At 71.6% G+C, this 24,668-nt stretch carries 23 protein-coding genes; 14 read left to right on the top strand and 9 right to left on the bottom strand.

All coding sequences use genetic code 11. From position 1 onward, the window contains the following. Positions 1 to 104: 104 nt before the first annotated feature. The gene (locus AB0I52_RS31260; protein ID WP_363078315.1) at positions 105 to 905 is read right to left on the bottom strand and encodes a LysR family substrate-binding domain-containing protein; all 801 of its coding nucleotides are present in this window, start codon (positions 903 to 905) and stop codon (positions 105 to 107) included. 58 nt (positions 906 to 963) lie between these two features. Between AB0I52_RS31260 and AB0I52_RS31255 the strand changes: the two genes are divergently transcribed. After that, positions 964 to 1,368 carry a DUF5997 family protein gene (locus AB0I52_RS31255; RefSeq protein WP_362963268.1) on the top strand — a complete coding sequence of 135 codons (405 nt, stop codon included), beginning with the start codon at positions 964 to 966 and terminating at the stop codon, positions 1,366 to 1,368. Positions 1,369 to 1,462: 94 nt separating this feature from the next. On the opposite strand, the gene gap is transcribed toward AB0I52_RS31255, so the two are convergent. Both gap and AB0I52_RS31245 read right to left on the bottom strand, forming a co-directional pair. After that, positions 1,463 to 2,461 (bottom strand): type I glyceraldehyde-3-phosphate dehydrogenase, encoded by a 999-nt coding sequence (gene gap, locus AB0I52_RS31250; RefSeq protein WP_363078313.1) that lies wholly within the window; start codon positions 2,459 to 2,461, stop codon positions 1,463 to 1,465. A 103-nt stretch (positions 2,462 to 2,564) separates the two neighbouring features. After that, positions 2,565 to 3,521 carry a helix-turn-helix domain-containing protein gene (locus tag AB0I52_RS31245; RefSeq protein ID WP_363078311.1) on the bottom strand — a complete coding sequence of 319 codons (957 nt, stop codon included), beginning with the start codon at positions 3,519 to 3,521 and terminating at the stop codon, positions 2,565 to 2,567. Between the two features lie 197 nt (positions 3,522 to 3,718). Between AB0I52_RS31245 and AB0I52_RS31240 the strand changes: the two genes are divergently transcribed. Next, positions 3,719 to 4,144: a VOC family protein gene (locus AB0I52_RS31240; protein ID WP_363078309.1), complete on the top strand. Its 426-nt coding sequence runs from the start codon at positions 3,719 to 3,721 to the stop codon at positions 4,142 to 4,144. Positions 4,145 to 4,260: 116 nt separating this feature from the next. Continuing rightward, positions 4,261 to 5,178: a GNAT family N-acetyltransferase gene (locus AB0I52_RS31235; RefSeq protein ID WP_363078307.1), complete on the top strand. Its 918-nt coding sequence runs from the start codon at positions 4,261 to 4,263 to the stop codon at positions 5,176 to 5,178. A 216-nt stretch (positions 5,179 to 5,394) separates the two neighbouring features. On the opposite strand, the gene AB0I52_RS31230 is transcribed toward AB0I52_RS31235, so the two are convergent. Further along, a complete protein-coding gene (locus AB0I52_RS31230) occupies positions 5,395 to 5,820 on the bottom strand; it encodes a glutaredoxin domain-containing protein (RefSeq protein ID WP_363078305.1) in 426 nt (141 codons plus the stop codon). 54 nt (positions 5,821 to 5,874) lie between these two features. Continuing rightward, positions 5,875 to 6,822 carry a HoxN/HupN/NixA family nickel/cobalt transporter gene (locus AB0I52_RS31225; protein ID WP_363078303.1) on the bottom strand — a complete coding sequence of 316 codons (948 nt, stop codon included), beginning with the start codon at positions 6,820 to 6,822 and terminating at the stop codon, positions 5,875 to 5,877. Here AB0I52_RS31225 and AB0I52_RS31220 point away from each other — a divergent pair. The 6 genes from AB0I52_RS31220 (at position 6,816) to AB0I52_RS31195 (ending at position 12,692) form a co-directional block, all read left to right on the top strand. Further along, a complete protein-coding gene (locus AB0I52_RS31220) occupies positions 6,816 to 7,379 on the top strand; it encodes a DinB family protein (protein WP_363078301.1) in 564 nt (187 codons plus the stop codon). The two genes, AB0I52_RS31225 and AB0I52_RS31220, sit on opposite strands and share 7 nt — an antisense overlap. Positions 7,380 to 7,864: 485 nt before the next feature. Further along, positions 7,865 to 8,893 carry an N-acetyl-gamma-glutamyl-phosphate reductase gene (gene argC, locus AB0I52_RS31215; protein WP_363078299.1) on the top strand — a complete coding sequence of 343 codons (1,029 nt, stop codon included), beginning with the start codon at positions 7,865 to 7,867 and terminating at the stop codon, positions 8,891 to 8,893. Next, entirely contained in the window at positions 8,890 to 10,044 is a 1,155-nt protein-coding gene (gene argJ, locus AB0I52_RS31210; RefSeq protein WP_363078297.1) for a bifunctional glutamate N-acetyltransferase/amino-acid acetyltransferase ArgJ, read from the top strand. The genes argC and argJ overlap by 4 nt, the downstream gene beginning before the upstream one ends. Further along, a complete protein-coding gene (gene argB / locus AB0I52_RS31205; protein ID WP_363078295.1) occupies positions 10,041 to 10,943 on the top strand; it encodes an acetylglutamate kinase in 903 nt (300 codons plus the stop codon). The genes argJ and argB overlap by 4 nt, the downstream gene beginning before the upstream one ends. Beyond that, entirely contained in the window at positions 10,940 to 12,130 is a 1,191-nt protein-coding gene (locus tag AB0I52_RS31200; RefSeq protein ID WP_363078293.1) for an acetylornithine transaminase, read from the top strand. The genes argB and AB0I52_RS31200 overlap by 4 nt, the downstream gene beginning before the upstream one ends. A 25-nt stretch (positions 12,131 to 12,155) precedes the next feature. Further along, positions 12,156 to 12,692 carry an arginine repressor gene (locus AB0I52_RS31195; protein ID WP_123468525.1) on the top strand — a complete coding sequence of 179 codons (537 nt, stop codon included), beginning with the start codon at positions 12,156 to 12,158 and terminating at the stop codon, positions 12,690 to 12,692. 3 nt (positions 12,693 to 12,695) lie between these two features. On the opposite strand, the gene AB0I52_RS31190 is transcribed toward AB0I52_RS31195, so the two are convergent. From AB0I52_RS31190 to AB0I52_RS31180, 3 genes are all read right to left on the bottom strand, one after another. Beyond that, the gene (locus AB0I52_RS31190) at positions 12,696 to 13,397 is read right to left on the bottom strand and encodes a L,D-transpeptidase family protein (RefSeq protein WP_363078291.1); all 702 of its coding nucleotides are present in this window, start codon (positions 13,395 to 13,397) and stop codon (positions 12,696 to 12,698) included. Between the two features lie 64 nt (positions 13,398 to 13,461). Beyond that, positions 13,462 to 14,055 (bottom strand): pyridoxamine 5'-phosphate oxidase family protein, encoded by a 594-nt coding sequence (locus AB0I52_RS31185; RefSeq protein ID WP_363078289.1) that lies wholly within the window; start codon positions 14,053 to 14,055, stop codon positions 13,462 to 13,464. A gap of 42 nt (positions 14,056 to 14,097) precedes the next feature. Further along, a complete protein-coding gene (locus AB0I52_RS31180; RefSeq protein WP_363078287.1) occupies positions 14,098 to 15,339 on the bottom strand; it encodes a hypothetical protein in 1,242 nt (413 codons plus the stop codon). A gap of 181 nt (positions 15,340 to 15,520) precedes the next feature. Here AB0I52_RS31180 and AB0I52_RS31175 point away from each other — a divergent pair, with 181 nt between their 5' ends. The 3 genes from AB0I52_RS31175 to AB0I52_RS31165 all read left to right on the top strand — a co-directional run bounded on the left by AB0I52_RS31175 (position 15,521) and on the right by AB0I52_RS31165 (position 19,348). Next, a complete protein-coding gene (locus tag AB0I52_RS31175; protein ID WP_363078285.1) occupies positions 15,521 to 16,714 on the top strand; it encodes an argininosuccinate synthase in 1,194 nt (397 codons plus the stop codon). A gap of 89 nt (positions 16,715 to 16,803) precedes the next feature. Then, positions 16,804 to 18,237 (top strand): argininosuccinate lyase, encoded by a 1,434-nt coding sequence (gene argH / locus AB0I52_RS31170; RefSeq protein WP_363078283.1) that lies wholly within the window; start codon positions 16,804 to 16,806, stop codon positions 18,235 to 18,237. Between the two features lie 139 nt (positions 18,238 to 18,376). Further along, positions 18,377 to 19,348, top strand: coding sequence for an aldo/keto reductase (locus AB0I52_RS31165; protein WP_363078317.1), 972 nt, complete (start codon positions 18,377 to 18,379; stop codon positions 19,346 to 19,348). A gap of 36 nt (positions 19,349 to 19,384) precedes the next feature. Here AB0I52_RS31165 and helR read toward each other — a convergent pair whose 3' ends face one another. Further along, positions 19,385 to 21,532: an RNA polymerase recycling motor ATPase HelR gene (gene helR / locus AB0I52_RS31160; RefSeq protein ID WP_363078281.1), complete on the bottom strand. Its 2,148-nt coding sequence runs from the start codon at positions 21,530 to 21,532 to the stop codon at positions 19,385 to 19,387. 905 nt (positions 21,533 to 22,437) lie between these two features. Here helR and AB0I52_RS31155 point away from each other — a divergent pair. Together AB0I52_RS31155 and AB0I52_RS31150 are read left to right on the top strand one after the other, a co-directional pair. Beyond that, a complete protein-coding gene (locus tag AB0I52_RS31155; protein ID WP_363078279.1) occupies positions 22,438 to 22,989 on the top strand; it encodes a TetR/AcrR family transcriptional regulator in 552 nt (183 codons plus the stop codon). Next, the gene (locus AB0I52_RS31150; RefSeq protein WP_363078277.1) at positions 22,986 to 24,530 is read left to right on the top strand and encodes an MFS transporter; all 1,545 of its coding nucleotides are present in this window, start codon (positions 22,986 to 22,988) and stop codon (positions 24,528 to 24,530) included. Before AB0I52_RS31155 ends, AB0I52_RS31150 begins: the two co-directional genes overlap by 4 nt. The last annotated feature ends 138 nt before the right edge of the window (positions 24,531 to 24,668 follow it).

Raw genomic sequence — 24,668 nt, 5'->3', positions numbered from 1 at the left:
ATCTCCAGGCTCGAAAGAGGACTCAGCAGAGACGACGACTTCGCCCTCGCCTACCGCGACTGGCTCCAGACCGCTTGACAGCAATAGGAGCTTCAGTCGCGCCGCTACGGCCGCCGGCGGGGCTTTCCGCGCTTGGCGCCCGCGGCGCCCTTCGCGCCCCGGGAGCCCTTGGCCCCCTTCGCGCCCCCGGAACCGCTCCGGGCGCCCTTCCCCGCAGCTCCACCGGCCGCGGGCTTGCGCCGGGCGCCGCCGGTCTGCGGAGACTTGCCCTTCGGCTGCGCCGCGGGCGGCGTAACGCGGCCCCGGCTGCTGTTCACCGTCCGCCCCCGGACGATGCCGATGAAGTCCTCCACCAGATCGGTGGTCCGGTCCTGCGGCCACGACAACGCGATACGCGACTCGGGGGCGCCCGAGAGCGGCCGGTACGTCAGGTCCTTGCGGTGGTGCAGGCGGGCGAGCGACTGCGGGACGGCGAGGACGCCCACCCCTGCCGCCACCAGCTCGACGGCGTCCGCCGTCGTGGCGGGGCGCTCGATCGCGGGAAGGCCCGGCGGGGTGTCCCAGCCGAGGGTGTCGTCCAGCGGATGCAGCACGATCTCGTCGGCCAGATCCTCGACGGAGATCTCGTCGACCGCCGCCACCACGTGGTCCTTGGGGATCACGACCACGGTCGCCTCGGTGTAGAGGGGGATCGCGCTGAGATCCGTGACGTCGACCGGCAGCCGTACGAAACCCGCGTCGGCGCCGCCGCCGAGCAGCAGGTCCGACGCCTCGGCGGCGGGCACCGCGACGAGGGCGAGGGGGACGTCGGGCAGGCGTTCGTTCCAGATCCGCACCCACTTGGTGGGCGTCACCCCCGGGACGTACGCGAGCCGGAACGAAGGGGTTGCTTCCGAGCCTGTCACCCCGCCAGGTTACCGGTCGTGGTCAGGGGCGGCGCACACGCTCGATAGTCTTGACTCCATGACGTCGCACCAGACCACCCAGACAATGAAGCCCGCGACCGCGGCGAAGAAATTGGGTGTGTACCTCGAAGCCACCCCCACCGAGTTCCAGGAGGGTGTTGTCTCGCGCACCGAGCTGGCGGCTCTCCAGTCAGATCCGCCCGAGTGGCTGCAGGAACTGCGACGCAACGGCCCGCACCCGCGGCCGGTGGTCGCCGCCAAGCTCGGCGTCTCCATCTCCGGCCTCGCACGCGGTGGCGTCACGGACGCCCTCACCACGGAGCAGATCGACGCGCTGAAGCAGGAGGACCCCGGGTGGCTGCGCAAGGAGCGCGCCACCCAGGCCGAGGTCCGCAAGGAGACGGTGCGGATCAAGGAGCGGAACGCGGAGCGCGACGGCCAGTCGCAGGAGCCCCGTTCCTGACCTCGGACTGGGTGGCCCCGGCTGAGGTCAGGGGAGCCGGGGCATTCCCTCAGGGGGTGTCGGCGGGGGCGGCGGAGACCGCCCCCGCGACCGTTCAGCGAGTGGCGAGGAGCGTCAGCGTGTCGATCACGCGGTTCGAGAAGCCCCACTCGTTGTCGTACCAGGCGGACACCTTGATGTGGCGCCCGTCGACCCGGGTGAGAGCCGAGTCGAAGATCGACGAGGCGGGGTTGCCCGTGATGTCGGACGACACCAGGGGGTCGTCCGAGTATTCGAGCACGCCGGCCAGCGGTCCCCGCGCCGCGGCCAGGTAGGCCGCCAGCACCTCGTCGCGCGTCACATCGCGGGACACGGTGGTGTTGAGCTCGACGATCGAGCCCACCGGAACCGGCACGCGGATGGAGTCGCCCGACAGCTTGCCGTCGAGATTCGGCAGCACGAGGCCGATCGCCTTCGCGGCGCCCGTCGTCGTCGGCACGATGTTGACCCCGGCGGCGCGAGCGCGGCGGGCGTCGCGGTGCGGGCCGTCCTGGAGGTTCTGCTCCTGGGTGTAGGCGTGCACCGTCGTCATGAAGGCGTGCTCGATGCCGGCGAGCTCGTCCAGCACCGAGGCCAGCGGCGCGAGCGCGTTGGTCGTGCACGAGGCGTTCGAGACGACCGTGTGCAGGGCCGGGTCGTACGCCTCGTTGTTGACCCCGTACGCGAGCGTGACGTCCGCGCCGTCCGACGGCGCGGCGACGAGCACCCTCTTCGCACCGGCGTCGAGGTGGGCGCGGGCGGCCTTGGCGGATGTGAAGCGGCCGGTCGCCTCCAGCGCGATGTCGACGCCGAGCTCGGCCCACGGCAGCTGTCCCGGTTCCCGCTCGGCGAGCACCTTGATGCGGCGGCCGTCGACGACGAGGGTGTCCCCGTCCACGGTCACCGGGCGCCCGAGCCGCCCGGCCGTGGTGTCGAACGCGAGCAGCCGCGCGAGAGTGGCGGGCTCCGAGAGGTCGTTGACGGCGACGACTTCGAGGTCGCTGTCGCGTTCGAGCAGCGCGCGCAGCACGTTGCGTCCGATGCGGCCGAATCCGTTGATGGCGATGCGAGTCATGTGAGAGTCCCTTCTCCTCGTCCTCAGCATCGCGCCCGCCGGACCCGCCTGACAGCGGCGTGATCGCCATGGTCCGTAAGAATCCCGCCACCCGCCGCGCGGGCTATTCACCCCGGGCGAAGGTGCGCCGGTACTCGCTCGGTGTGGTGCCGAGGATGCGCTGGAAGTGCAGCCGCAGATTCGCGCCGGTGCCGAGGCCGACATCGGCGGCGATCTGCTCGACGCCCCGCTCCGAACGCTCCAGCAGCTCACGGGCCACGTCGATCCGGGCTCGCATGACCCACTGCATCGGGGTGTACCCCGTGTCCTCGGCGAAGCGTCGCGAGAACGTACGGGGCGACACCGCCGCATGCCGCGCGAGCGCCTGGAGGGTGAGGGGTTCGCCGAGCCGGTGCAGCGCCCACTCGCGGGTGGCGGCGAACCGTTCGCCGAGCGGTTCGGGCACGCTGCGCGGCACGTACTGCGCCTGGCCGCCGCTGCGATAGGGCGCCGCGACCAGGCGCCGGGCCGCGTAGTTCGACGCGGCCACCCCGAGGTCGCCGCGCAGCACGTGCAGGCACAGGTCGATGCCCGACGCGGCGCCCGCCGATGTCAGCACGCCGCCCTCGTCGACGAACAGGACGTTCTCGTCGACCCGGACCAGCGGGTATTGCGCCGCGAGCGCCCTCGTGTAGTGCCAGTGCGTCGTGGCGCGGCGGCCGTCGAGGAGACCGGTGGCGGCGAGGGCGAAGGCCCCGGTCGAGATGGCGGCGAGGCGCGCGCCCCGGTCGTGGGCGGCGATCAGCGCGTCGATGACGGGCTGCGGTGGGTCGTCACGGTCGGGGAGCCGGTAGCCGGGCACGAAGACGATGTCGGCCCATTCGAGCGCGTCGAGCCCGTGGGTGACGTAGTACGACAGCCCGTCCCCGCCGGCCACCAGGCCGGGTGCCGCGCCGCACACCCGCACCTCGTACGGCATGCTCGCGCGGGTCGTGAAGACCTGTGCGGGGATGCCGACATCGAGCGGCTTCGCGCCGTCGAGCACGAGGACCGCGACGTGTCGCAGGCGGGCGGCTGGCATGGGAGACGAGGGTACGCGGAGGCCGGGCTCCTCCATGGCCCGACCCGCGACGGCCCGACCCGCGACGGCCCGACCCGCGACGGCCCGACCCGCGACGGCCCGACCCGCGACGGCCCGACCCGCGACGGCCCGGCCCGCGACGGCGAGGAGGGCACGGTCTCCACGGAATCGGCCGCCGCTCGCGGCAGAGTGGGGACATGGACGCAGACGACAGGAACATCCTCGCCCGGTCACGCGTGGCGACCAGGCTGCCGGCTCAGGACCTGGACCGGGCGCGGCGCTTCTACTCCGGGACGCTCGGCCTGGATCCCGTCGACGAACGGCCGGGCGGGCTGCTGTACCGGTGCGGTGGCGTGGACTTCGTGGTGTTCCGTTCGACGGGGGCCTCGTCCGGAGCCTTCACCCAGATGGGGTGGGAGGTCGACGACGTCGAGACGGCCGTGGCGGAGCTGAGGCGCCGAGGCGTGGTGTTCGAGGACGTCGACGCGCCCGGATTCCGTACGAGGGGCGGGATCGCCGAGGTCGAGGGGAACTACCCGAGCAAGGGCGCGAGCGGAGAGCGCGGCGCCTGGTTCCGCGACAGCGAGGGAAACCTGCTGGGCATCGGCGAACCGGTCAGGTGAGGAGGAGCGGCAGCCGCCGCGGGTCCGGGCGGTGCGGACGACGGCCGGCGCGGGGACTGCCGCGGCGACCGGAGAACACCCGCTCAGGTCCATGACAACCTCGCTAATGTGATCGGGTGACAGAATTCAACGTCCTTGGTGACAGCACGGAATGGCAGAAGGACTTCGAGCAGCGACTGCGCGCCTCGTACACGGCGGCCGGGCTCGGCGCGGCCGCGACGGAGCGCGTGCTCGACGACATGCGCGCCGGCATCGGTGACTGGACGGTCGCCGCGGTCACGCAGGAGGACGGGACCCGGGTGGGGCACGTCGCCGTGGTCGTGGCTGAGGGCGACGACCCGCCCGCGGGCCGTATCGGCGACCTCCGTGTCGACCCACGCCACGCCGGCCGGGGACACGAGGAGGCCGCCCGGGACTGGGCCGAGCGATGGTGCGCGGAGCGCGGCGCACGTCGGCTGGACATACGGCTCAGGGAGCCCGCAGGCGAGTTGTTCGCCGATTTCGGCGTCCACGGTCAGCTGAGGGCGCGGCCCGTCGGCACCTCGCCGGAACCGGTCGAAGGCGTCACCGCACGGCCGATGACGCAGGCCGAGTACCCCGGGTGGCTCGCCTCCGAGAAGCGCGCCTACATCGGTGACATCGTGCGGGCGGGGGCCAAGAGCCCCGAGGGCGCCGCACGCAAGGCCGACGACGACTTCGCGAAGCTGATTCCCGAGGGCCTGGCGACCCCTGAGACCACGCTCCTGGTACTTGAGGCGGGGGGAGAGCCGATCGGCACCGGCTGGCTGAAGCACGGGCACCTCCCGGGGGCGACCTACGGCTACTCGCTGCACATCGACGAGCGGCACCGCGGCAAGGGGTACGGCCGGGCCGCCATGACGGCCGGTGAACAGGCGACGTCGGCAGCCGGTGACTCGGTGCTGATGTTCACCGTGTGGGGCGGCAACGAGGTGGCGATGAACCTGTACACGAGCGTCGGCTACCGGATCGTGGAGGAGTACCGCTCGCTCGGGCTGCCCCGCGCCGCGGCCTGACGCGGTCCGGCCCCGGCGGCCGCACCACGTCGGCGGGCGGGGCTGCGGCCGTACTGGCGGCCGCCGTCGTCCACGGGGGTTTCATCGGCCCCCGCGCAGTCGCGTGAACGCCGGCGCGAGGCGGAGCGCGAGCGCTGTCGGGAGCACGCGGAACTGCTGTACCCGGGCATCGCACTGGCCGGCCCCGCCCACTGCTTGTCGCCCGGCCCCCTCGGGTCAGAGCTGTTCGCGCACCCATTCGGGATCGGGGTTGGTGTGCGGCCGGCTCGCCACGACGACGGTCGGCACGGTCTCATTTCCGTCGTTGGCCGCCCGCACCGCTGCCGCTCCGGCAGGGTCGCGCCAGATGTTGACCCAGTGCAACTGGCGGGCGGCGCGGCCCAGCCGGAAGCGCAGTCGCAGGCAGTACTTGCAGCCCGGACGCCAGTAGACGACGGGTCGGCCGTCGGCCGCGCTGCGGCGCAGTGCCTCCGGCGCATCGATTGATCTCGGGAAGACCAGGGATGAGTTCATGCCTGCGAGCAGTATGAACATCAGCAGGAGCGCTGCGGCTTCGCCGGGGCTCCCGCTGAGGATCAGCCCGGTCGCGACGACTGAGCCGCAGAGCACGAGGAGTACGGGCAAGGTCCAGGTACGCGTCATGATGACGCAGGCTATCGATGAGATCGATGAGCCGGAACAGGCCTCGAACGTGTCCTACCTGGCCCGGCCCCGGGGCGGTGGCGAGGAGGGCGGGGGCGGCCCGCTCAGGTTCGCGGTCCATTTCTCCTCGATGCGGCCGAACTTCCACACGGCCAGCGCGGTGATCCAGGTGACGATGAACAGGCCGACGATCAGGTAGCCGAGGATGTTGAGGTCGAGGCCGGTGATCCAGTCCCGGAACGGTCCGTGGAGGCCGGCCTTCTCGCCGACCAGATCGAGAAGTTCGACGGTGCCGATGATCAGCGCGACGGCGACGGAAAGGCCGGTGATGGTGAGGTTGTAGTAGACCTTGCGGACCGGCCTGGAGAACGCCCAGCCGTAGGCGAAGTTCATGAAGGTGCCGTCGATGGTGTCCAGCAGGGACATGCCTGCCGCGAACAGCACGGGCAGACAGAGGACGGCGTACCAGGGAAGCCCGGAGGCGGCTCCGGTGCCGGCGAGGACCAGCAGGGCGATCTCGGTGGCGGTGTCGAAGCCGAGGCCGAAGAGCAGGCCCAGCGGATACATCTGCCACGGCTTGGTGATGGACTTCATCAGCCGCCCCAGCAGCCTGTTCATCAGCCCGCGGTTGTTCAGCTGCTCCTCGAGCGCGGCTTCGTCGAAGTGGCCTCGCCGCATCTCGCGGAAGACCTTCCAGATCCCGGTGAGGATCACGAGGTTGGTGATCGCGATGAGGTAGTGGAAGGTCCCGGAGACGGTGGTCCCGATCCAGCCTGTGGCGGAGTGGAGGGTGGAGTTGTCGTTCTCCACGGGCCCGGCGAGGGCTTTGACACCCAGCGACAGCAGGACCGCCAGCGCGAAGACGATGCTGGAATGGCCCAGGGAGAACCAGAAGCCGACCGACAGCGGCCGTCTGCCCTCGTACATCAGCTTGCGGGTGGTGTTGTCGATGGCCGCGATGTGGTCGGCGTCTCCGTTGTATGTAGCGTGCGGACATGACAAGAAGCGGACGGCTCGCGGAGCAGCTGGACTGGTACTGGCACAAGAACCTGCGGCCGCGGCTGGACGGTCTTACCGATGAGGAGTACTTCTGGGAGCCGGTGCGTGGCTGCTGGAGCATCCGCCCGTGTGGCACGTCGGCCGCACCGATGGCGGCGGGTTCGGGGGGATGGACGATGGATTTCGCGTCCCCTGGCCCGGTGCCGGCGCCGGTGACCACGATTGCCTGGCGGCTGGCGCACATCGTCGTCTCCTGCCTGGGCTATCGGGTCGGATGGCACTTCGGCGGCCAGGATGTCGACTCCACGACATTCGCCTACGCGGGGACCGCTGACGAGGCGCTGAAGCAGCTCGATGAGATGTATGGGAGATGGAACACGGGGGTCCGCGAGCTCTCGGACGCTGACCTGGAGAAGCCGCCCACGGTGGGTCCCGAGCGGTTTCCCATGGAGGGCATCGTCCTGCACGTCAACAGGGAGCTGATCCATCACGGCGCCGAGATTTCCCTGCTGCGCGACCTCTGCCGCCGGCAGGACGGAGCAGTGCCGCGCCGAATATGAATTCCGGTATCCGGCGATCGAGCCTCGGAAACCTACGTGGACTCCGTGATGCTCCGTGGCTGAGATCTTCACTGTTGTGGGAGCGCTGTTGTGGGGGCGACTCCCCGTCATCGATGCGCCGGGCCGGCCGGCTTGCGTACGTGGTGAGGACCTTGCGCAGGCCGGAGTCGTGAGGGGCGGCATCGGGGCGGGTCGGATGGCACCACGTGTGTTGCGCGTGACCCCCACTTGCGCTGGACGTCCGGCGTCTGAGCGGCCTCAATCGGCATCGAGGTGAAGACGTGCCCGCCCTTGGGTCACTTGAACCCGGACGAAGACGGAGGCTGCTTGTCGCTCGCGATCGTCGAACGCTGGTGGATGCCGGCAAGGCGCTCCAAGCGCCGAGCGAGAGTCTCGGTCACACGGGGGCAGGGCCGCGCCGGTCGATTTCTTTGCATAAAAGTGCGACGCTGCGTATAGTCATGCCATCGACGAGGAGGATTTCGATGGTGGTACGTGCAGCGGTGGCAGGGGCGAGCGGATACGCCGGCGGGGAGCTGCTCCGTCTTCTGCTGGTCCACCCGGAGGTCGAGATCGGGGCCCTCACCGCGAACTCCAACGCGGGACAGCCGCTCGGGGCGTTGCAGCCGCATCTGCGGCCGCTCGCCGGGCGGGTGCTTCAGCCGACCACGCCCGAGGTGCTCGCCGGGCACGACGTGGTGTTCCTCGCGCTGCCGCACGGGCAGTCCGCCGCCGTGGCGGAGCGACTCGGTGACGAGGTGCTCGTGGTGGACATGGGGGCCGACTTCCGGCTCAAGGACGCCGCGGACTGGGAGAAGTTCTATGCCTCGCCGCACGCGGGAACCTGGCCGTACGGCCTGCCCGAGCTGCCCGGTGGGCGCGCCGGGCTGGCGGGGAGCAAGCGTATCGCGGTGCCCGGCTGCTACCCCACCGCCGTGTCGCTCGCGCTCTTCCCGGCGTACGCGGCCCGGCTTGCCGAGCCCGAGGCCGTGATCGTCGCCGCCTCGGGGACCTCCGGCGCGGGCAAGGCGGCCAAGCCGCATCTGCTCGGGTCCGAGGTGATGGGCAACATGTCGCCGTACGGCGTCGGCGGCGTCCACCGGCACACACCCGAGATGATCCAGAACCTCAGCGCCGCGGCCGGTGAGCCGGTGACCGTCTCCTTCACGCCGACCCTCGCGCCGATGCCCCGCGGCATCCTCGCCACGTGCAGCGCGAAGGCGAAGCCGGGCCTGAGCGCCGAGGTGCTCCGCACCGCGTACGAGAAGGCCTTCGCGGACGAGCCGTTCGTCGATCTGCTGCCCGAGGGGCAGTGGCCCGCGACCGCCGCCGTGTACGGCTCCAACGCCGTCCAGATCCAGGTCGCGTACGACGAGGCGGCCGGCCGGATCGTCGTCATCAGCGCCATCGACAACCTCGCCAAGGGCACCGCGGGCGGCGCCCTGCAGAGCATGAACATCGCCCTCGGACTTCCCGAGGGCACAGGTCTTTCCACGATCGGAGTCGCACCGTGAGCGTCACGGCAGCACAGGGATTCTCGGCGGCGGGCATCGCCGCCGGAATCAAGGACAGCGGTAACCCGGACCTGGCCCTCGTGGTCAACAACGGTCCGCGTCGCGCCGCCGCGGGCGTCTTCACCTCCAACCGTGTCAAGGCCGCCCCAGTCCGCTGGTCGGAGCAGGTCCTCAAGGGCGGCGAGGTGACCGCCGTCGTCCTCAACTCCGGTGGTGCCAACGCCTGTACGGGACCGCAGGGCTTCCAGGACACCCACGCCACCGCCGAGAAGGCCGCCGAGGTCCTCAAGGGCCACAGCGCCGGTGAGATCGCCGTCGCCTCGACCGGCCTCATCGGTCTGCTGCTGCCCATGGACAAGCTGCTGCCGGGCATCGAGAAGGCCGCGGCGGTCCTGAGCGAGCACGGCGGCGAGAAGGCCGCCATCGCCATCAAGACCACCGACACCGTGCACAAGACGGCCGTCGCCGGCGGTGCGGGCTGGACCGTCGGCGGAATGGCGAAGGGCGCGGGCATGCTCGCGCCCGGCCTCGCCACCATGCTCGTCGTGCTCACCACCGACGCCGACGTGGATGCCGCCGGACTCGACACCGCGCTGCGCGACGCGACCCGCACCACCTTCGACCGGATCGACTCCGACGGCTGCATGTCCACCAACGACACCGTGCTGCTGCTGGCCTCGGGGGCCAGCGGAATCACCCCGGAGCGGGGGGAGTTCGCCGAGGCCGTACGGGCCGTCTGCGACGACCTGGCCCGGCAGCTGATCGGTGACGCGGAAGGCGCCTCCAAGGACATCCGGATCGAGGTCGTCAACGCCGCGTCCGAGGACGACGCCGTCGAGGTGGGCCGCTCCATCGCCCGTAACAACCTCCTCAAGTGCGCCATCCACGGCGAGGACCCCAACTGGGGCCGGGTGCTGTCCGCCATCGGCACGACGAAGGCGGCCTTCGAGCCCGACGAGCTGAACGTCGCCATCAACGACGTCTGGGTCTGCAAGAACGGCGGAGTCGGCGAGGACCGCGACCTCGTCGACATGCGCTACCGGGAGGTCAGGATCACCGCCGACCTCGCCGCGGGCACCGAGTCGGCCGTCATCTGGGCCAACGACCTCACCGCGGACTACGTCCACGAGAACAGCGCGTACAGCTCATGACCGTCGCGCGGAAGCACACCGCACTCCCGAAGGCGCAGATCCTCATCGAGGCGCTGCCCTGGCTGACCCGGCACAACGGCAGGACCGTCGTCATCAAGTTCGGCGGCAACGCCATGATCGACGAGGAGCTGAAGGCGGCCTTCGCGCAGGACGTCGTCTTCCTGCGGCACGCCGGCCTCAAGCCCGTCGTCGTGCACGGCGGCGGCCCGCAGATCAGCGCCCAGCTCGACAAGCAGGGGCTGGTCAGCGAGTTCAAGGCCGGGCTGCGCGTCACCACGCCCGAGGCGATGGACGTCGTACGGATGGTGCTCGCCGGACAGGTCCAGCGCGAGCTGGTGGGCCTGCTCAACCAGCACGGGCCACTCGCCGTCGGCATGACCGGCGAGGACGCCCACACCATCACCGCCACCCAGCACCGGCCCGTCATCGACGGCGAGGCCGTCGACATCGGCCGGGTCGGCGAGATCACCGCGATCGACACCGGGGCCATCCAGGCGCTGCTGGACGACGGCCGCATCCCGGTCATCTCCTCCATCGCCCGCTCCGCCGACGACGACCACGTCTACAACGTCAACGCCGACACCGCGGCCGCCGCACTCGCCGCAGCGCTGGACGCCGAGACGCTGATGGTCCTCACCGACGTCGAGGGCCTCTACGAGGACTGGCCCAACAGCGACGACGTGATCAGCCGCCTCACCGCCACCGAGCTTGAGCGGCTCCTGCCGGAGCTGTCCAGCGGAATGGTGCCCAAGATGCAGGGCTGCCTGCACGCCGTGCGCAACGGCGTCGAGACCGCCCGGGTCATCGACGGACGGGTCCAGCACTCGATCCTGCTGGAGATCTTCACCGACGAGGGAATCGGCACGATGGTCGTGCCCGACGCACAGGGGGAAGCATGACCAACGCCGAGCTCTCGCAGCGCTGGAGGAGTGCGCTGATGGACAACTACGGCACCCCGGCGCTCTCCCTCGTCAGCGGATCGGGCGCGTACGTCCAGGACGCCGACGGCACCCGGTACCTCGACTTCGTCGGCGGTATCGCCGTGAACGCGCTGGGCCACGCCCACCCCGCGATCGTCGAGGCGGTCTCCACCCAGATCGCCTCCCTCGGTCACGTCTCCAACCTCTTCATCGCCGAACCGCCCGTCGCGCTCGCCGAACGGCTGCTCCAGCTCTTCGGCCGCACCGGGAAGGTCTTCTTCTCCAACTCGGGCGCCGAGGCCAACGAGGCCGCGTTCAAGATCGGCCGGCTGACCGGGCGCGGCCACATGGTCGCCACCGACGGCGCCTTCCACGGCCGCACGATGGGCGCTCTCGCGCTCACCGGCCAGCCGAAGAAGCGCGAGCCCTTCACCCCGCTGCCCGGCGACGTCACCCATGTCCCCTACGGGGACGTCGAGGCGCTGCGGGCCGCGGTGACCACCGCCACCGCGCTGCTCGTCATCGAGCCGATCCAGGGCGAGAACGGCGTGGTCGTCCCGCCCAAGGGCTACCTGGAGGCGGCCCGGGAGATCACCCGGGCCACCGGCACCCTGCTCGTGCTCGACGAGGTGCAGACCGGGATCGGCCGGTGCGGCACCTGGTTCGAGCACCAGGCGCACCAGGGCGTCGAGCCCGACCTCGTCACCCTTGCCAAGGGGCTCGGCGGCGGACTGCCGATCGGCGCCACGGTGGCGTTCGGCGCGGCCGCCGACCTGCTGGAGCCGGGCCAGCACGGCACGACGTTCGGCGGCAACCCGGTCGCCTGCGCCGCCGGTCTCGCGGTCCTGGACACCCTGGCGGCCGATGGCGCGCTGGACAACGTGAAGCGGCTCGGCGAACGGATCCGGGAGGGCGTGGAGGGGCTTGGACACCCTTTGGTGTCCCATGTCCGGGGCTCCGGCCTGCTGCTGGGTATCGTGCTCACCGAGCCCCTCGCACCCCAGGTGCAGCAGGCGGCTCAGGGAGCCGGACTCCTGGTGAACGCACCCGCGCCCGATGTCGTACGGCTGATGCCGCCACTGATCATCGGTGACGAAGAGGTGGACACGTTCCTCCGGGCGCTTCCCGGCATACTCGACGCGGCATACGGACGATCCGGAGAATGACGTTCCGGAGAATGAGGCGACGACGATGACCGAGGCCCAGGAATCCGAGCACGGCGGGCCGTCCGTGCCGCAGACCCGCACGGCACGCCACCGCCGGATCGTGGACATCCTGAACCGGCTGCCGGTGCGCTCGCAGAGCCAGCTGGCCAAGCTCCTCGCGGACGACGGGCTGAGCGTCACCCAGGCGACGCTCTCCCGGGACCTGGACGAACTGGGTGCGGTGAAGATCCGCAACACTGGCGGCGAGCTGATCTACGCGGTGCCGAGCGAGGGTGGTTTCCGTACCCCGCACGCACCGCTCGGCGGCTCCGCGAAGGAGGAGCGGATGCGGCGCCTCTCCGCCGAACTGCTCATCTCGGCGGAGGCCTCGGCCAACCTCGTGGTGCTGCGGACGCCTCCGGGCGCCGCCCAGTTCCTCGCCTCGTCCATCGACCAGGCCGAACTGCACGACATCCTCGGCACCATCGCCGGTGACGACACGCTGATGCTGATCAGCCGCGACCCGGCGGGCGGACAGGCGCTCGCCGACCACCTGCTGCGGCTCGCACAGAACGACCGCTGACGGTCAGTAGCGCGTGATCGCGGTCGGGCCCGAGCGGGTCCCGATCGCGAGGTGCGGACGGCGGGCCGGATCGGCCCAGGCCAGGATCCGGTCCATCGCGGCCGTCGGTACGGAGACACAACCGGCGGTCGCACCACGCCCGTTGACGTGCAGGAAGATCCCGGCCCCCCGCCCGCGCACCGGACGGTGGTAGTTGAACCCCACGACGAGCGCACGGGCGTACTGGGCCGGATACGTGATCAGGTGCTCGGCCTCCGACGCCCGGCAGCCGGCGGGGCGCGGCTCCACCCACCGGTTGTACGCCCGCGCGGCGTTGTCCTGACACCACCACGACCCCTCGTGGACCCGGCGGTAGGGGTAGCGGGTGCCGGGCGGGGCGGCCGCCACCCCGAAGGCGTACGGCAGGTCGTACAGACCGGTGGGCGTGGTGTTCGTGCCCTGCTTGCGCGAGGCACCCTCGGTCAGCCCGTTCGCCCCGAACCGGGCGGGCGCAGAGCCTGCCGCCACCCAGCGGCCGGAGCGCAGGCTCCACCAGGTGACCGTGCCCGTGGTGGCCCCCGTGGCGGGGGCCTCGGCCGTGATCAGCTGGGAGCCGCCGCCCGTGTCGGCCAGCCGCTGCGGCAGCGGCGGGGCCGCCGGGGGCCGGGCCCCGGTCAGGGCGGCGAGGGCGAGCAGTACCGAACAGGTCACCAGACATCTGCGCATGTCCCGGACGGTAGACCGGCCCCTGCGCCGCCACCCGCCCACCTGCTCCGTACGGCCCAACCGCTCACCGCGCGGGCGGCATGGCGGGCAGCGGGAGCGGCAGCCCCGGCAGCCCGTCGATGCTCGTGGCGATGTGCTCCTTCTTCTCGAAGCAGGCGCTGAGCGAGGCGTCGTCCTCACGTGCGAAGCGCTTGGCGTGCAGCGGCCGGTCCTCGTCGTACGACATGAAGGGGACCGCGTATCCGTAGCTGTCCCGGATCAGTTCGGCCGTCACCACGATGATCGCCCGGAGCCCGTGCCGGGTGTGGTCGACCGCGCCGAACCGCCCGAGGAGCTCGGCGAAGCGGGGATCGTCGCGGAAGACCGCCTCCCCGGTGCCGTGCACCCGCACGATGGTGGGCGGCCCCTGGAAGGCGCACCACATCAGCGTGATCCGGCCGTTCTCGCGAAGGTGCGCCACCGTCTCCGCAGTGCTCCCGGCGAAGTCCAGGTACGCCATCCGCAGCTCGTCGAGCAGCACGAAGGAACCGCTGACGCCCTTGGGGGAGAGGTTGACCGTGCCGTCGCCGTCCAGCGGTGCGGTCGCAGTGAAAAAGATGTGCTGTTCCTCGATGAAGGTCCGCAGCCGCCCGTCGATGCGTTCGTATGTCTTTCCCATGCGTTCGATTATCTGCCCGATCCCCGGCGGAGCGGGGGTATTTCAGCTGCTGGGACAGGCGTGGCCGGCCGCACGCAGCAGCCGCTGAGCCGCCACCCGCACCGGCCGCGGCCGGTCCCCCGCCGCCCTGTCGCACAGCCACTCCCGGGAGAAGCCCGCCGCGTCCGGCAGCAGCGCCCGGGTGGCCGCCCGGACGACGGCGGGTGACGGGTCGTCGAGCAGCGGCGTCAGCCGCTCGCGGGTCACCGCGTCGAGTGCGCGCAGACCGGTGACCGCGTGCAGGCGGACGGCGGGGAGCGGATGGGCCAGCAGCGGCCACAGCATCCCGGCGTCCGCCGGCACCCCGCACTCGCCGAGTCCCGCGCCGGCACCGGGGTGTTCGGCCGGAGCGGCGCACATCGACCGGTACAGGGGGAGCGGGTCGGTCCCGCCCTGCCGGAGCACGTAGCGGGCACAGGCCCGGACAACGCCCGAACGGTCCGCGAGGAAGGCCCGTGCCTCGTCGTGCCGCCCCGTACGGCGCAGCGCGGTGACTCCCGCGGCCCGCACCCTCGGCGCACGGGCCGCCAGAAGCGTGACCAGCACCTCGGCGTGGTCCTGCCCGTCCATCGTGGCCATCGCCTCGTCCGCGCACAGGTCCTGCAGGGTCGCGTCGCCGCAACCCGCGGCGATGCGGGCCAGTCGGACCGGGGAGAGGAGCCGGCGGTCGAGAGCGATGCGGTGGGCGAAGCGGCGGGTGGCGCGGTCGTTGCTCATGAGCAGTGTCTCCACCCGCCCGGCGGGACCCTCGTGCAGCGCCCGCCCGAGCAGGTCCAGGGCGAATCCGCCCTGCGCGCGCACGGACAGCAGCAGCACCAGCTCGGCCCACGGCACGAGGGCGGACGCAGGCACCTGTGCCAACAGGGCTCGGGCCCGCTCGCGCACCGGCCCGGCCCAGTCCGCGCACCGGACGATCACGAGTGGCACCAGGGCCGGGGCTCCGGCCGCACGGCCGAGGGCCGCCTCGCGGATCCTGCCGTCCGGATGGCACAGCGCGAGGGCCAGTTCGCCCTCGCCCGGGGAGGGTCTGCGCAGGCGGGCGGACAGCAGGGGCGCGTCCCACTCCCACCGCGGCCGCCGTCCGGCAGCCCAGTCGTGCGCCGGCAGCAGGTGCGGTGACTCCCACGCCAGGACACGCACCCCGAGGTCGAGTGCCGCCCACGACCGTGCCGAGGAGCAGTCCAGCGCCTCCGGGAGCGGGAGCCCTCGGGCCAGCCGCTCCACCGCCGCGTGGTCCGTGGTCATGGCCGCCCCTCGTGTGTGCCGTGCTTGCAGGGTGCCGATCCTAGACGCGGCAGAGGAGCCGGCCCACGCATTATCCGCGCCCGCGCCCGTCCGGTGGACGTCGCTGACCTGCGACTTTGACAAACCATACGGAGGAACGCATAGTTATACCTGTCAGTGATCGCACCGTGAGGAGAAACCCGTGACCGAGCGCGTCGTACTCGCCTACTCGGGCGGCCTGGACACCTCCGTCGCCATCGGCTGGATCGCCGAGGAGACGGGCGCCGAGGTCATCGCCGTCGCGGTGGACGTCGGCCAGGGTGGTGAGGATCTGGACGTCATCCGTAAGCGCGCGCTCGCCTGCGGTGCGGTCGAGGCCGAGGTCGCTGACGCGAAGGACGAGTTCGCCGAGGAGTACTGCCTCCCGGCGATCAAGGCCAACGCCCTCTACATGGACCGCTACCCGCTGGTCTCGGCGCTCTCCCGGCCGGCCATCGTCAAGCACCTGGTGGCCGCCGCCCACAAGCACGGCGCGAGCGTCGTCGCCCACGGCTGCACCGGCAAGGGCAACGACCAGGTCCGCTTCGAGGCCGGCATCTCCGCGCTCGGCCCCGATCTGAAGTGCATCGCCCCGGTCCGCGACTACGCGATGACCCGGGACAGGGCGATCGCCTTCTGCGAGGAGAAGAACCTCCCGATCGCGACCACCAAGAAGTCCCCGTACTCCATCGACCAGAACGTCTTCGGGCGCGCCGTCGAGACGGGCTTCCTGGAGGACATCTGGAACGCGCCGATCGAGGACATCTACGAGTACACCGCGGACCCGGCCGCCCCGCGCGAGGCCGACGAGGTCGTCATCTCCTTCAAGGAGGGGGTGCCGGTCGCCCTCGACGGCAGGCCCGTCACCGTGCTCCAGGCCATCCAGCAGCTCAACGAGCGGGCCGGCGCCCAGGGCATCGGCCGGATCGACATGGTCGAGGACCGGCTCGTGGGCATCAAGTCCCGTGAGGTGTACGAGGCACCGGGCGCGATCGCACTGATCACCGCCCACCAGGAGCTGGAGAACGTCACCGTCGAGCGCGAACTGGCCCGCTACAAGCGGCAGGTCGAGCAGCGCTGGGGCGAGATGGTCTACGACGGCCTGTGGTTCTCCCCGCTCAAGCGCGCCCTGGACGGCTTCATCAACGAGGCCAACCAGCACGTCACCGGCGACATCCGGATGACCCTGCACGCCGGCCGCGCCGTCGTCACCGGCCGCCGGTCCAGCGAGTCGCTGTACGACTTCAACCTCGCCACGTACGACTCCGGCGATACCTTCGACCAGTCCAAGGCACAGGGCTTCATCGAGATCTTCGGCCTCTCGTCGAAGATCGCCGCCAAGCGTGACCTGGCCTGACCCCTCCCCGTTACGTCACCGCCTCCCCGGCCGTCCGCGCGGGGAGGCGGTCGCACATCCAACCCCCTTGTTCTTCCGAGGAGCACGCAGTGAGCAACGGCAACGGCAACAGCGACGTACGCCTCTGGGGCGCCCGGTTCGCCGACGGTCCGGCCGAGGCGCTGGCCAAGCTGTCCGCGTCGGTCCACTTCGACTGGCGCCTCGCGCCGTACGACATCGCCGGCTCCCGCGCCCACGCGCGCGTCCTCAACAAGGCGGGCCTGCTCACCGAGGACGAGCTGAAGCGGATGACCGCCGGCCTCGACCAGCTGGAGGCCGACGTCGCGGACGGCTCGTTCACCGGCACCGTCGCCGACGAGGACGTCCACACCGCCCTCGAGCGCGGTCTGCTGGAGCGGCTCGGCCCCGACCTCGGCGGCAAGCTGCGGGCCGGACGCTCCCGCAACGACCAGATCGCCACCCTCTTCCGGATGTACCTGCGCGACCACGCCCGGATCATCGGCGGCCTCGTCGCCGAGCTGCAGGACGCCCTGGTCGGCCTCGCCGAGGCCCACCCGGACGTGGCCATGCCCGGCCGCACGCACCTCCAGCACGCCCAGCCGGTGCTCTTCGCCCACCACATCCTGGCCCATGTGCAGCCCCTGTCCCGGGACGCCGAGCGGCTGCGCCAGTGGGACGAACGGACCGCCGTCTCGCCGTACGGCTCGGGCGCACTGGCCGGTTCGTCGCTCGGCCTCGACCCGGAGGCGGTCGCGGCCGACCTGGGCTTCGAGCGCGGATCGGTGGCCAACTCCATCGACGGCACGGCCTCGCGGGACTTCGTCGCCGAGTTCGCGTTCATCACCGCGATGATCGGCATCAACCTCTCCCGGATCGCCGAGGAGATCATCATCTGGAACACGAAGGAGTTCTCCTTCGTCACCCTCCACGACGCCTTCTCCACCGGCTCCTCGATCATGCCGCAGAAGAAGAACCCCGACATCGCGGAACTGGCGCGGGGCAAGTCGGGGCGGCTCATCGGTAACCTCACCGGGCTGATGGCCACGCTGAAGGCCCTGCCGCTCGCGTACAACCGCGACCTCCAGGAGGACAAGGAGCCGGTCTTCGACTCCTGCGACCAGCTCGAAGTCCTGCTGCCCGCCTTCACCGGCATGATGGCCACGCTCACCGTCAACCGTGAACGCATGGAGGAGCTGGCCCCGGCCGGCTTCTCGCTCGCCACCGACATCGCCGAGTGGCTGGTCAAGCAGGGCGTGCCCTTCCGCGTCGCCCACGAGGTCGCCGGCAGCTGCGTCAAGGAGTGCGAGCGGCACGGCATCGAGCTCGACGAGCTGACCGACGAGCAGTTCGCGAAGATCTCCGAGCACCTCACCCCCGAGGTCCGCACGGTCCTCGACGTGGCCGGCGCGCTGGCCTCCCGCAACGCCCGCGGCGGCACGGCACCCTCCGCGGTCGCCGTCCAGCTCGCCGAGGTCAAGGCCGATCTCGCGACGCAGCACGCCTGGGCGACCGCCCGCAGGTAGCCGGCCGGCATCGCGGGCTACGTTGGGTCATGGGGCCTGTCCGGATCAGGTCCGGGCAGGTGCAGAACCCATGACCTGCGCGGCGGACCGGGGCCGGACGGACCCGGCCGCGTTCCCCACCGACCACGAGGAGCCCGCGATGCCCTTCGCCCGACTGGCCAGCACCACCACCCCGACCGCCCACATCGGGCTCGGCCTGGCAGCGGTCGGCAGGCCCGGCTACATCAATCTCCACCGTGACCGAGACCTGCCCGACGAGCGCACCGCCGACGCGCTGCGCTCCCGTACGCACGAACTGCTCGACGCCGCCTACGCACAGGGCGTCCGCTACTTCGACGCGGCCCGTTCCTACGGCCGCTCCGAGGAGTTCCTCGCCGACTGGCTGAAGGCCCGGCCCGAGGCGCGTGACGTCGTCATCGGGAGCAAGTGGGGCTACACCTACACCGCCGACTGGAACGTCGACGCCGAGGCGCACGAGGTCAAGGACCACAGCCTCGCCGCCTACGAGCGCCAGCGCGCCGAGACCGCCGAGCTGCTCGGCGACCGGCTCGACCTCTACCAGATCCACTCCGTCACCGCGGACAGCCCGGCCCTGACGGACAAGGAGCTGCACGCTCGCCTCGCCGCGCTCGCCGCCGAAGGAGTCAGCGTCGGCCTCTCCACCAGCGGGCCCGCGCAGGCGGACGCGATCCGGGCCGCCCTCACCGTCACGGTCGACGGCGAGCCCCTCTTCCGTACCGTCCAGGCCACCTACAACGCGCTGGAGACCTCGGCCGGACCGGCACTGGCCGACGCCCACGCCGCCGGACTCACCGTGATCGTCAAGGAGGCCATGGCCAACGGCCGGCTCGCGGGCACGGAGGCCCCTGCCGCGGTGCGGGAGATCGCCACCGAGGAGGGGCTCGGCAGCGACGCGGTGGCCCTGGCGCTGGTGCTCCACCAGCCGTGGGTGGGGGTCGTGCTCTCCGGCGCCGCGACCGTCGGCCAGCTCGCCGGCAACCTCCACGCGGCCGTCCTCGACCTCGACGAGGAGCGGCGCGCCCGGCTGGACGCACTGGTGGAGGAGCCGGAGGCGTACTGGAGGCACCGCGCGTCGCTGCCCTGGAGCTGACCGCAGGCCGGGAGCGGACGTACGTCCGCTCCCGTGTCAGGGGCTGGTGAGGATGACGAGCTGCTGGGTCGCCCGGGTCATCGCGACATAGCGGTCGACCGCTCCTTCGATGCCCTCGCCGAACGTCTCCGGGTCGATGAGGACGACCAGGTCGAACTCGAGCCCCTTGGTCAGTTCCGGGGCCAGCGACCGGACGCGGGGCGTCGACCGGAACGTGGGATCACCGACGACGCAGGCGATCCCGTCGGTGTGTGCGGCGAGCCAGGTGTCGAGCACCGAGCGCAGGTCCGCGGCGGATCCGTGCACGACAGGCAGCCCGCTGCTGCGGACGGAGGCCGGGACGTTGGCGTCCGGGAGCACGGCCCGGATGACCGGCTCGGCCTCCGCCATGATCTCCTCCGGCGTCCGGTAGTTGATGCTCAGGGAGGCCAGGTTGATCCGGTCGAGCCCGATCCGCCTCAGCCGTTCCTGCCACGACTCGGTGAACCCGTGCCGGGCCTGGGCGCGGTCCCCGACGATGGTGAAACTCCCCGACGGGCACCGGATCAGCAGCATCTGCCACTCCGCGTCGGTCAGTTCCTGGGCCTCGTCCACGACGATGTGGGCGAACGGGCCGGCGAGCAGGTCGGGTTCGGTGCCGGGCACCCCGCTGTCGTCGACCAGGGCCTCCTGAAGGTCCTTCCCGTGCAGCATCGTCACCGCACCCTCGCCGTCGTCGTCGGCCTGCAACAGGGTGTCGATGACCTTGTCCATGTGCTCGCGGTCGGCGGCGAGTGCGGCCTGGTGCCGACGGCTGCGCCGGGACGCCTCCGGGTCGCCGAGGCGCTGCCGCGCCGCGTCCAGGTACGGCAGATCGGACACCGTCCAGGCCTGGGGGTCCGCCCGCTGGAGCCGCGCCACCTCCTCGGGGCTGAGCCAGGGGGCGCATCGGCGCAGGTAGGCGGGGACCGACCACAGGTCCCCGACGACGTCCGCCGCCTCGAGCAGCGGCCACGCGCGGTCGAAGGTCGTGAGCAGCTCCCGGTTCTTCAGCAGCGACTTGCGGAGCACCGCGTCCGAGACGTCGCCCTCGTGCTTGTCGACCAGGATCGTGAGCAGCTCCTCCCGGACCTGGTCGCGCGCCTCGTTGTGCGGAGTACCGGGTTCCGCCGCCTCGAACGCCACGGCCCAGTCGCCGGCGCTGAGCTGGATGTCGGACCAGTGGGTCGTGACCGTCATCCCCTTGGCGGGCGGCTCCTCGTAGAACCTGGCGGCCGCGTCGACCGCCGCCACCAGATTCCCGGAGGACTTCAGGCGGGCCACCTCGGGGTCGGCCTCGGCGCCCGCCGCGGCCCCCTCGGTCACGAGGTCCCGCAGGGTGCAGGTCTGCACGCCCTCCTCCCCGAGGCTGGGCAGGACGTCGGCGACGTAGCCCAGGTAGGGCTGGTGCGGACCGACGAACAGCACGCCGCCCCGGCGGTGTCCGAGACGGGGGTCGGAGTAGAGGAGGTAGGCGGAGCGGTGCAGGGCGACGACGGTCTTGCCCGTACCCGGGCCCCCGTCGACGACGAGAGCGCCGCGGGAGCCCGCGCGGATGATGGCGTCCTGGTCGGCCTGGATGGTGCCCAGTACGTCCCGCATCCGGGCCGACCGGTTGCTGCCCAGGCTGGCGATGAAGGCGGACTGGTCGTCGAGCGCGGCGTGCCCGGCGAACCCCTCCGAAGTGAACACCTCGTCCCAGTAGTCGCTGATCCGGCCGCGGGTCCAGCGGTACCTGCGGCGGCTCGCCAGCCCCATCGGGTTGGCGTGGGTGGCTCCGAAGAACGGCTCGGCCGCGGGGGAGCGCCAGTCGATGAGCAGCCGGCGGCCCGAGCTGTCCGTGAGCCCGAGCCGTCCGATGTACAGGGGCTCGGGGTCGTCCGCCGCGACCATGTGCCCGAGGCAGAGGTCCAGACCGAAGCGGCGCAGCGCGCGCAGCCGGGCGGTCAGCCGGTGGATCTCCACGTCCCGGTCCATCGCCTGCCGGCCCGCACCGCCGGGCGTCCTGCGCTCGGCGGCCAGGCGCTCGGTCAGCTCGGCGATCGACTCGTCGAGGCACTGCGCGATGGCCGCGAAGTGCTGTTCGTCGCCGGCGATCAGTGCCGGGTCGGCCTTGGGGGAGAGGCGGTCGGGAAGGTCGAACGCGCTGGTGGTCAGGGGATTCACGTCGTCAGCTCCGATCTGGGGCCGCTTGCAGTCGATGCGCGCAGCAGGGCGCCTGGACCGGCGCGACGTCTCTGGTGGCCGTGACGGGCAGAGCTCCGTCCGGCGTGGACGCCGTGGCTGGTCGCGGTTCAGGTCGCCAGGGTTTACGGGTTCTCGGGTACCTGGTCCTGGCTCGGTGGGTCCGGGCGGTTCACCCGGACCCGGGCCGGGGGCGCGGCGGCCTCCGGGAGCGCCGTCCGAGCAGGCAGGTGGCCGGCACGGCCGCGTACCGGGGCGGCGGCGGCACGCTCAGCCGCGCCTTCGCGCCGACAGCCCGTGACCGCCCCGCTGGTCCCGGCAGCGGTCCGACGTCCCCGCGCGACCCACCGTCCGACAACAGCACACGCACTTCTTGACTCACCCATCTCCGCAAAATTCTGGCCTCGGCCGATGATTCTGCGCCATGACCCGGGCCTTGCCGCAAGCCCCCCCATGCGCTATAAGTTAAAAGTGGCAAGGAGTGGGTTCGTGCTCACGACCCTCCGGCCATAGCCCGGCAGACCCGGGGCCGACTGCCACGATACGGCCCCGCCGACGGCTCTCCTCCCGCCCGGCGTGACAGCCGGCCGATCGGGACCGATTCACGCACCCGCGCGCGTTCACGCACCCGCGCGCGGAACCCGCCTTCCCTCCGTGCGGGCACCGCTCCCGGCAAGCCGCCGGGACGCCGGCCCGAGGCCCGGCCTCCCGGCCGTTCACACCCCTGAGCCGCTGCTCGCCGAAGTGCGGGACGCCGACGACCAGTTGAGTGTCCGGCCCGTTCCGGCCGCCCGGCGCAGGTGGCCTCCCGGCCGGGGAGAGATCTCTTCGGCTCTCTCGGTCACCCGGGTGAGACGTTGATGTCTCATATGGGCTATTCTCGTCTCATGACTCTCGATCGTGAGCAGGTGCTGCGCAGCGCCGCTGCCCTGCTGACCCGCAAATCGACCGCCACCATGGACGAGGTCGCCAAGGCCGCGGGTATCGGCCGCGCCACCCTGCACCGGCACTTCGCCGGGCGGGACGCCCTGGTCAGGGCGCTGGAGAACCTGGGAATCCAGGAGTTCGAAGCAGCGCTCGACGCCGCCGAGCTCGACCGGGGCACCTCGCAGGAGGCGCTGCGCCGCTTCGTCGCGGCCGTCGAACCGGGCGCCGGGCTCCTCTCCTTCCTCGTGTCCGAGAACCAGCTCTTCGAGGGCGGCGACCTGAACCAGGGCTGGGACCGGTTGGACGCCCGGGTCTCCGCCTTCTTCCGGCGCGGCCAGGAACGCGGCGAATTCCGGATCGACCTGACCCCCGCCTGGCTGACCGAGGCCCTCTACGGGCTCATCGGCACCGGCGCCTGGGCCGTCCAGGTGGGCCGGGTGGCCGCACAGGACTTCCAGTACATGATCGTCGAGTTGCTCCTCGGCGGCGCACGCCGGAGCGTGGAGAAATGAGCAGCATCGAACAGCACCTGGAGCCCCCGGCAGAGCTGCGCCGCCCCGGGCGGTGGATCGCGCTGTCCGTGCTCGTGCTCGCGGTGCTGCTGGTGGCCGTCGACGCCACCGTGCTCGGCCTCGCCACTCCGTTCCTCACCGAGGACCTCAAGCCGTCCGGCACCCAGCTGCTCTGGATCGGCGACGTCTACTCCTTCGTCATCGCCGGACTCCTGGTCTCCATGGGCAGCCTCGGTGACCGCATCGGCCGCAAGAAGCTGCTGCTCTGCGGAGCCACCGCCTTCGGCGCGGTCTCGGTGCTCAACGCCTACGCGTCGACGCCGGAGATGATGATCCTTGCGCGGGCCCTGCTGGGTGTCGCCGGCGCCACTCTGATGCCGTCCACCCTGGCCCTGATCCGCAACCTCTTCCACGACGCGCGTGAGCGCAGCCTCGCCATCGGCATCTGGGGGGCGATGGCTTCGGCCGGTGCGGCGGTCGGCCCCGTCGTCGGCGGCTTCCTCCTGGAGCACTTCTGGTGGGGCTCGGTCTTCCTGATCAACCTGCCGGTCATGGCCGTGCTCGTCGTGATCGGGATCAAGCTGATCCCCGAGTCGAAGAACCCCGCGCCCGGACCGTGGGACCTGATCAGCGTCGGCCTCTCGCTCGTCGGCATGATCGGAGTCGTGTACGCCATCAAGGAGCTGGCGGCGCACGGCGGGAGCCGGCTGGTCGCGCTCGCGGGCATCGGGGGAGTGGCCGCGCTCGTCTGGTTCGTACGCCGGCAGTTCCGGCTCCCCGCACCCCTGCTGGACATGCGGCTCTTCCACCACCGGGGCTTCTCCGGCGCCGTGCTCGCCGATCTGCTGACCATCCTCGGCCTGTCCGGCCTGGTCTTCTTCCTCTCCCAGTTCCTGCAACTGGTCCAGGGGCGCGGGCCGCTGGAGGCCGGCCTCGCCGAACTGCCCGCCGCCGTCGGCGCGGTCACCGCGGGCCTGCTGGCCGGAGTCACCGCCCGCCGGTTCTCGGTGCGGTACGTGGTCTCGGGGGGCCTCGCGGCAATCGGCCTGTCGCTGGCCGCGGTCGCCGCGATCCACAAGGACACCGCGTATCCGCTGATCGGCGCTCTCCTCCTGGTCGTGGGCGTGGGCGCGGGCTTCGCCTTCACGGTGACCTCCGACGTGATCCTCTCCAGCGTCCCGAAGGAGCACGCGGGCTCCGCGTCCGCGGTCTCCGAGACGGCGTACGAGCTGGGCGCCGCTCTCGGCATCGCCCTGCTCGGCTCCATCGTCACCGGGGTCTACCAGGACTTCGCCACTCCGGCGGGGGTGCCGGCTTCCACCTCGTCGGCCGCCCACGAATCGCTGGGCGGCGCCGTCGAAGCGGCCAAGACACTCACGGGACAGCAGGGGACGGCCCTGGTCTCCGCCGCCCAGGAGGCGTTCGTCGACGGCCTGCGGCTCGCCTCGGTCTTCGGTGCCGCCGTCCTCATGGCGACGGCGGCCGCGGCGTGGTTCCTGCTGCGCGGCCAGGAGCTGGAGGAAGGCATCGTGCACGACTAGGGCGTGTTTCGAAAGTCCCGCCTGCCCGGCGGTGTCCGGTGCGCACGCTCGCCGCGTTGTCGGGGTCGCCCCGGTACAACCAGTATCGGGGCGACCCTCCGCCCCTTGCGATCGCACGCACCGGACACCGCCGGGCCC

This window comes from Streptomyces sp. NPDC050423, assembly GCF_040655445.1.
Taxonomy (GTDB): Bacteria; Actinomycetota; Actinomycetes; order Streptomycetales; family Streptomycetaceae; genus Streptomyces.
The sequence above is the reverse complement of the archived record's forward strand: the minus strand, read 5'-3'. Positions and strand labels throughout refer to the sequence as shown.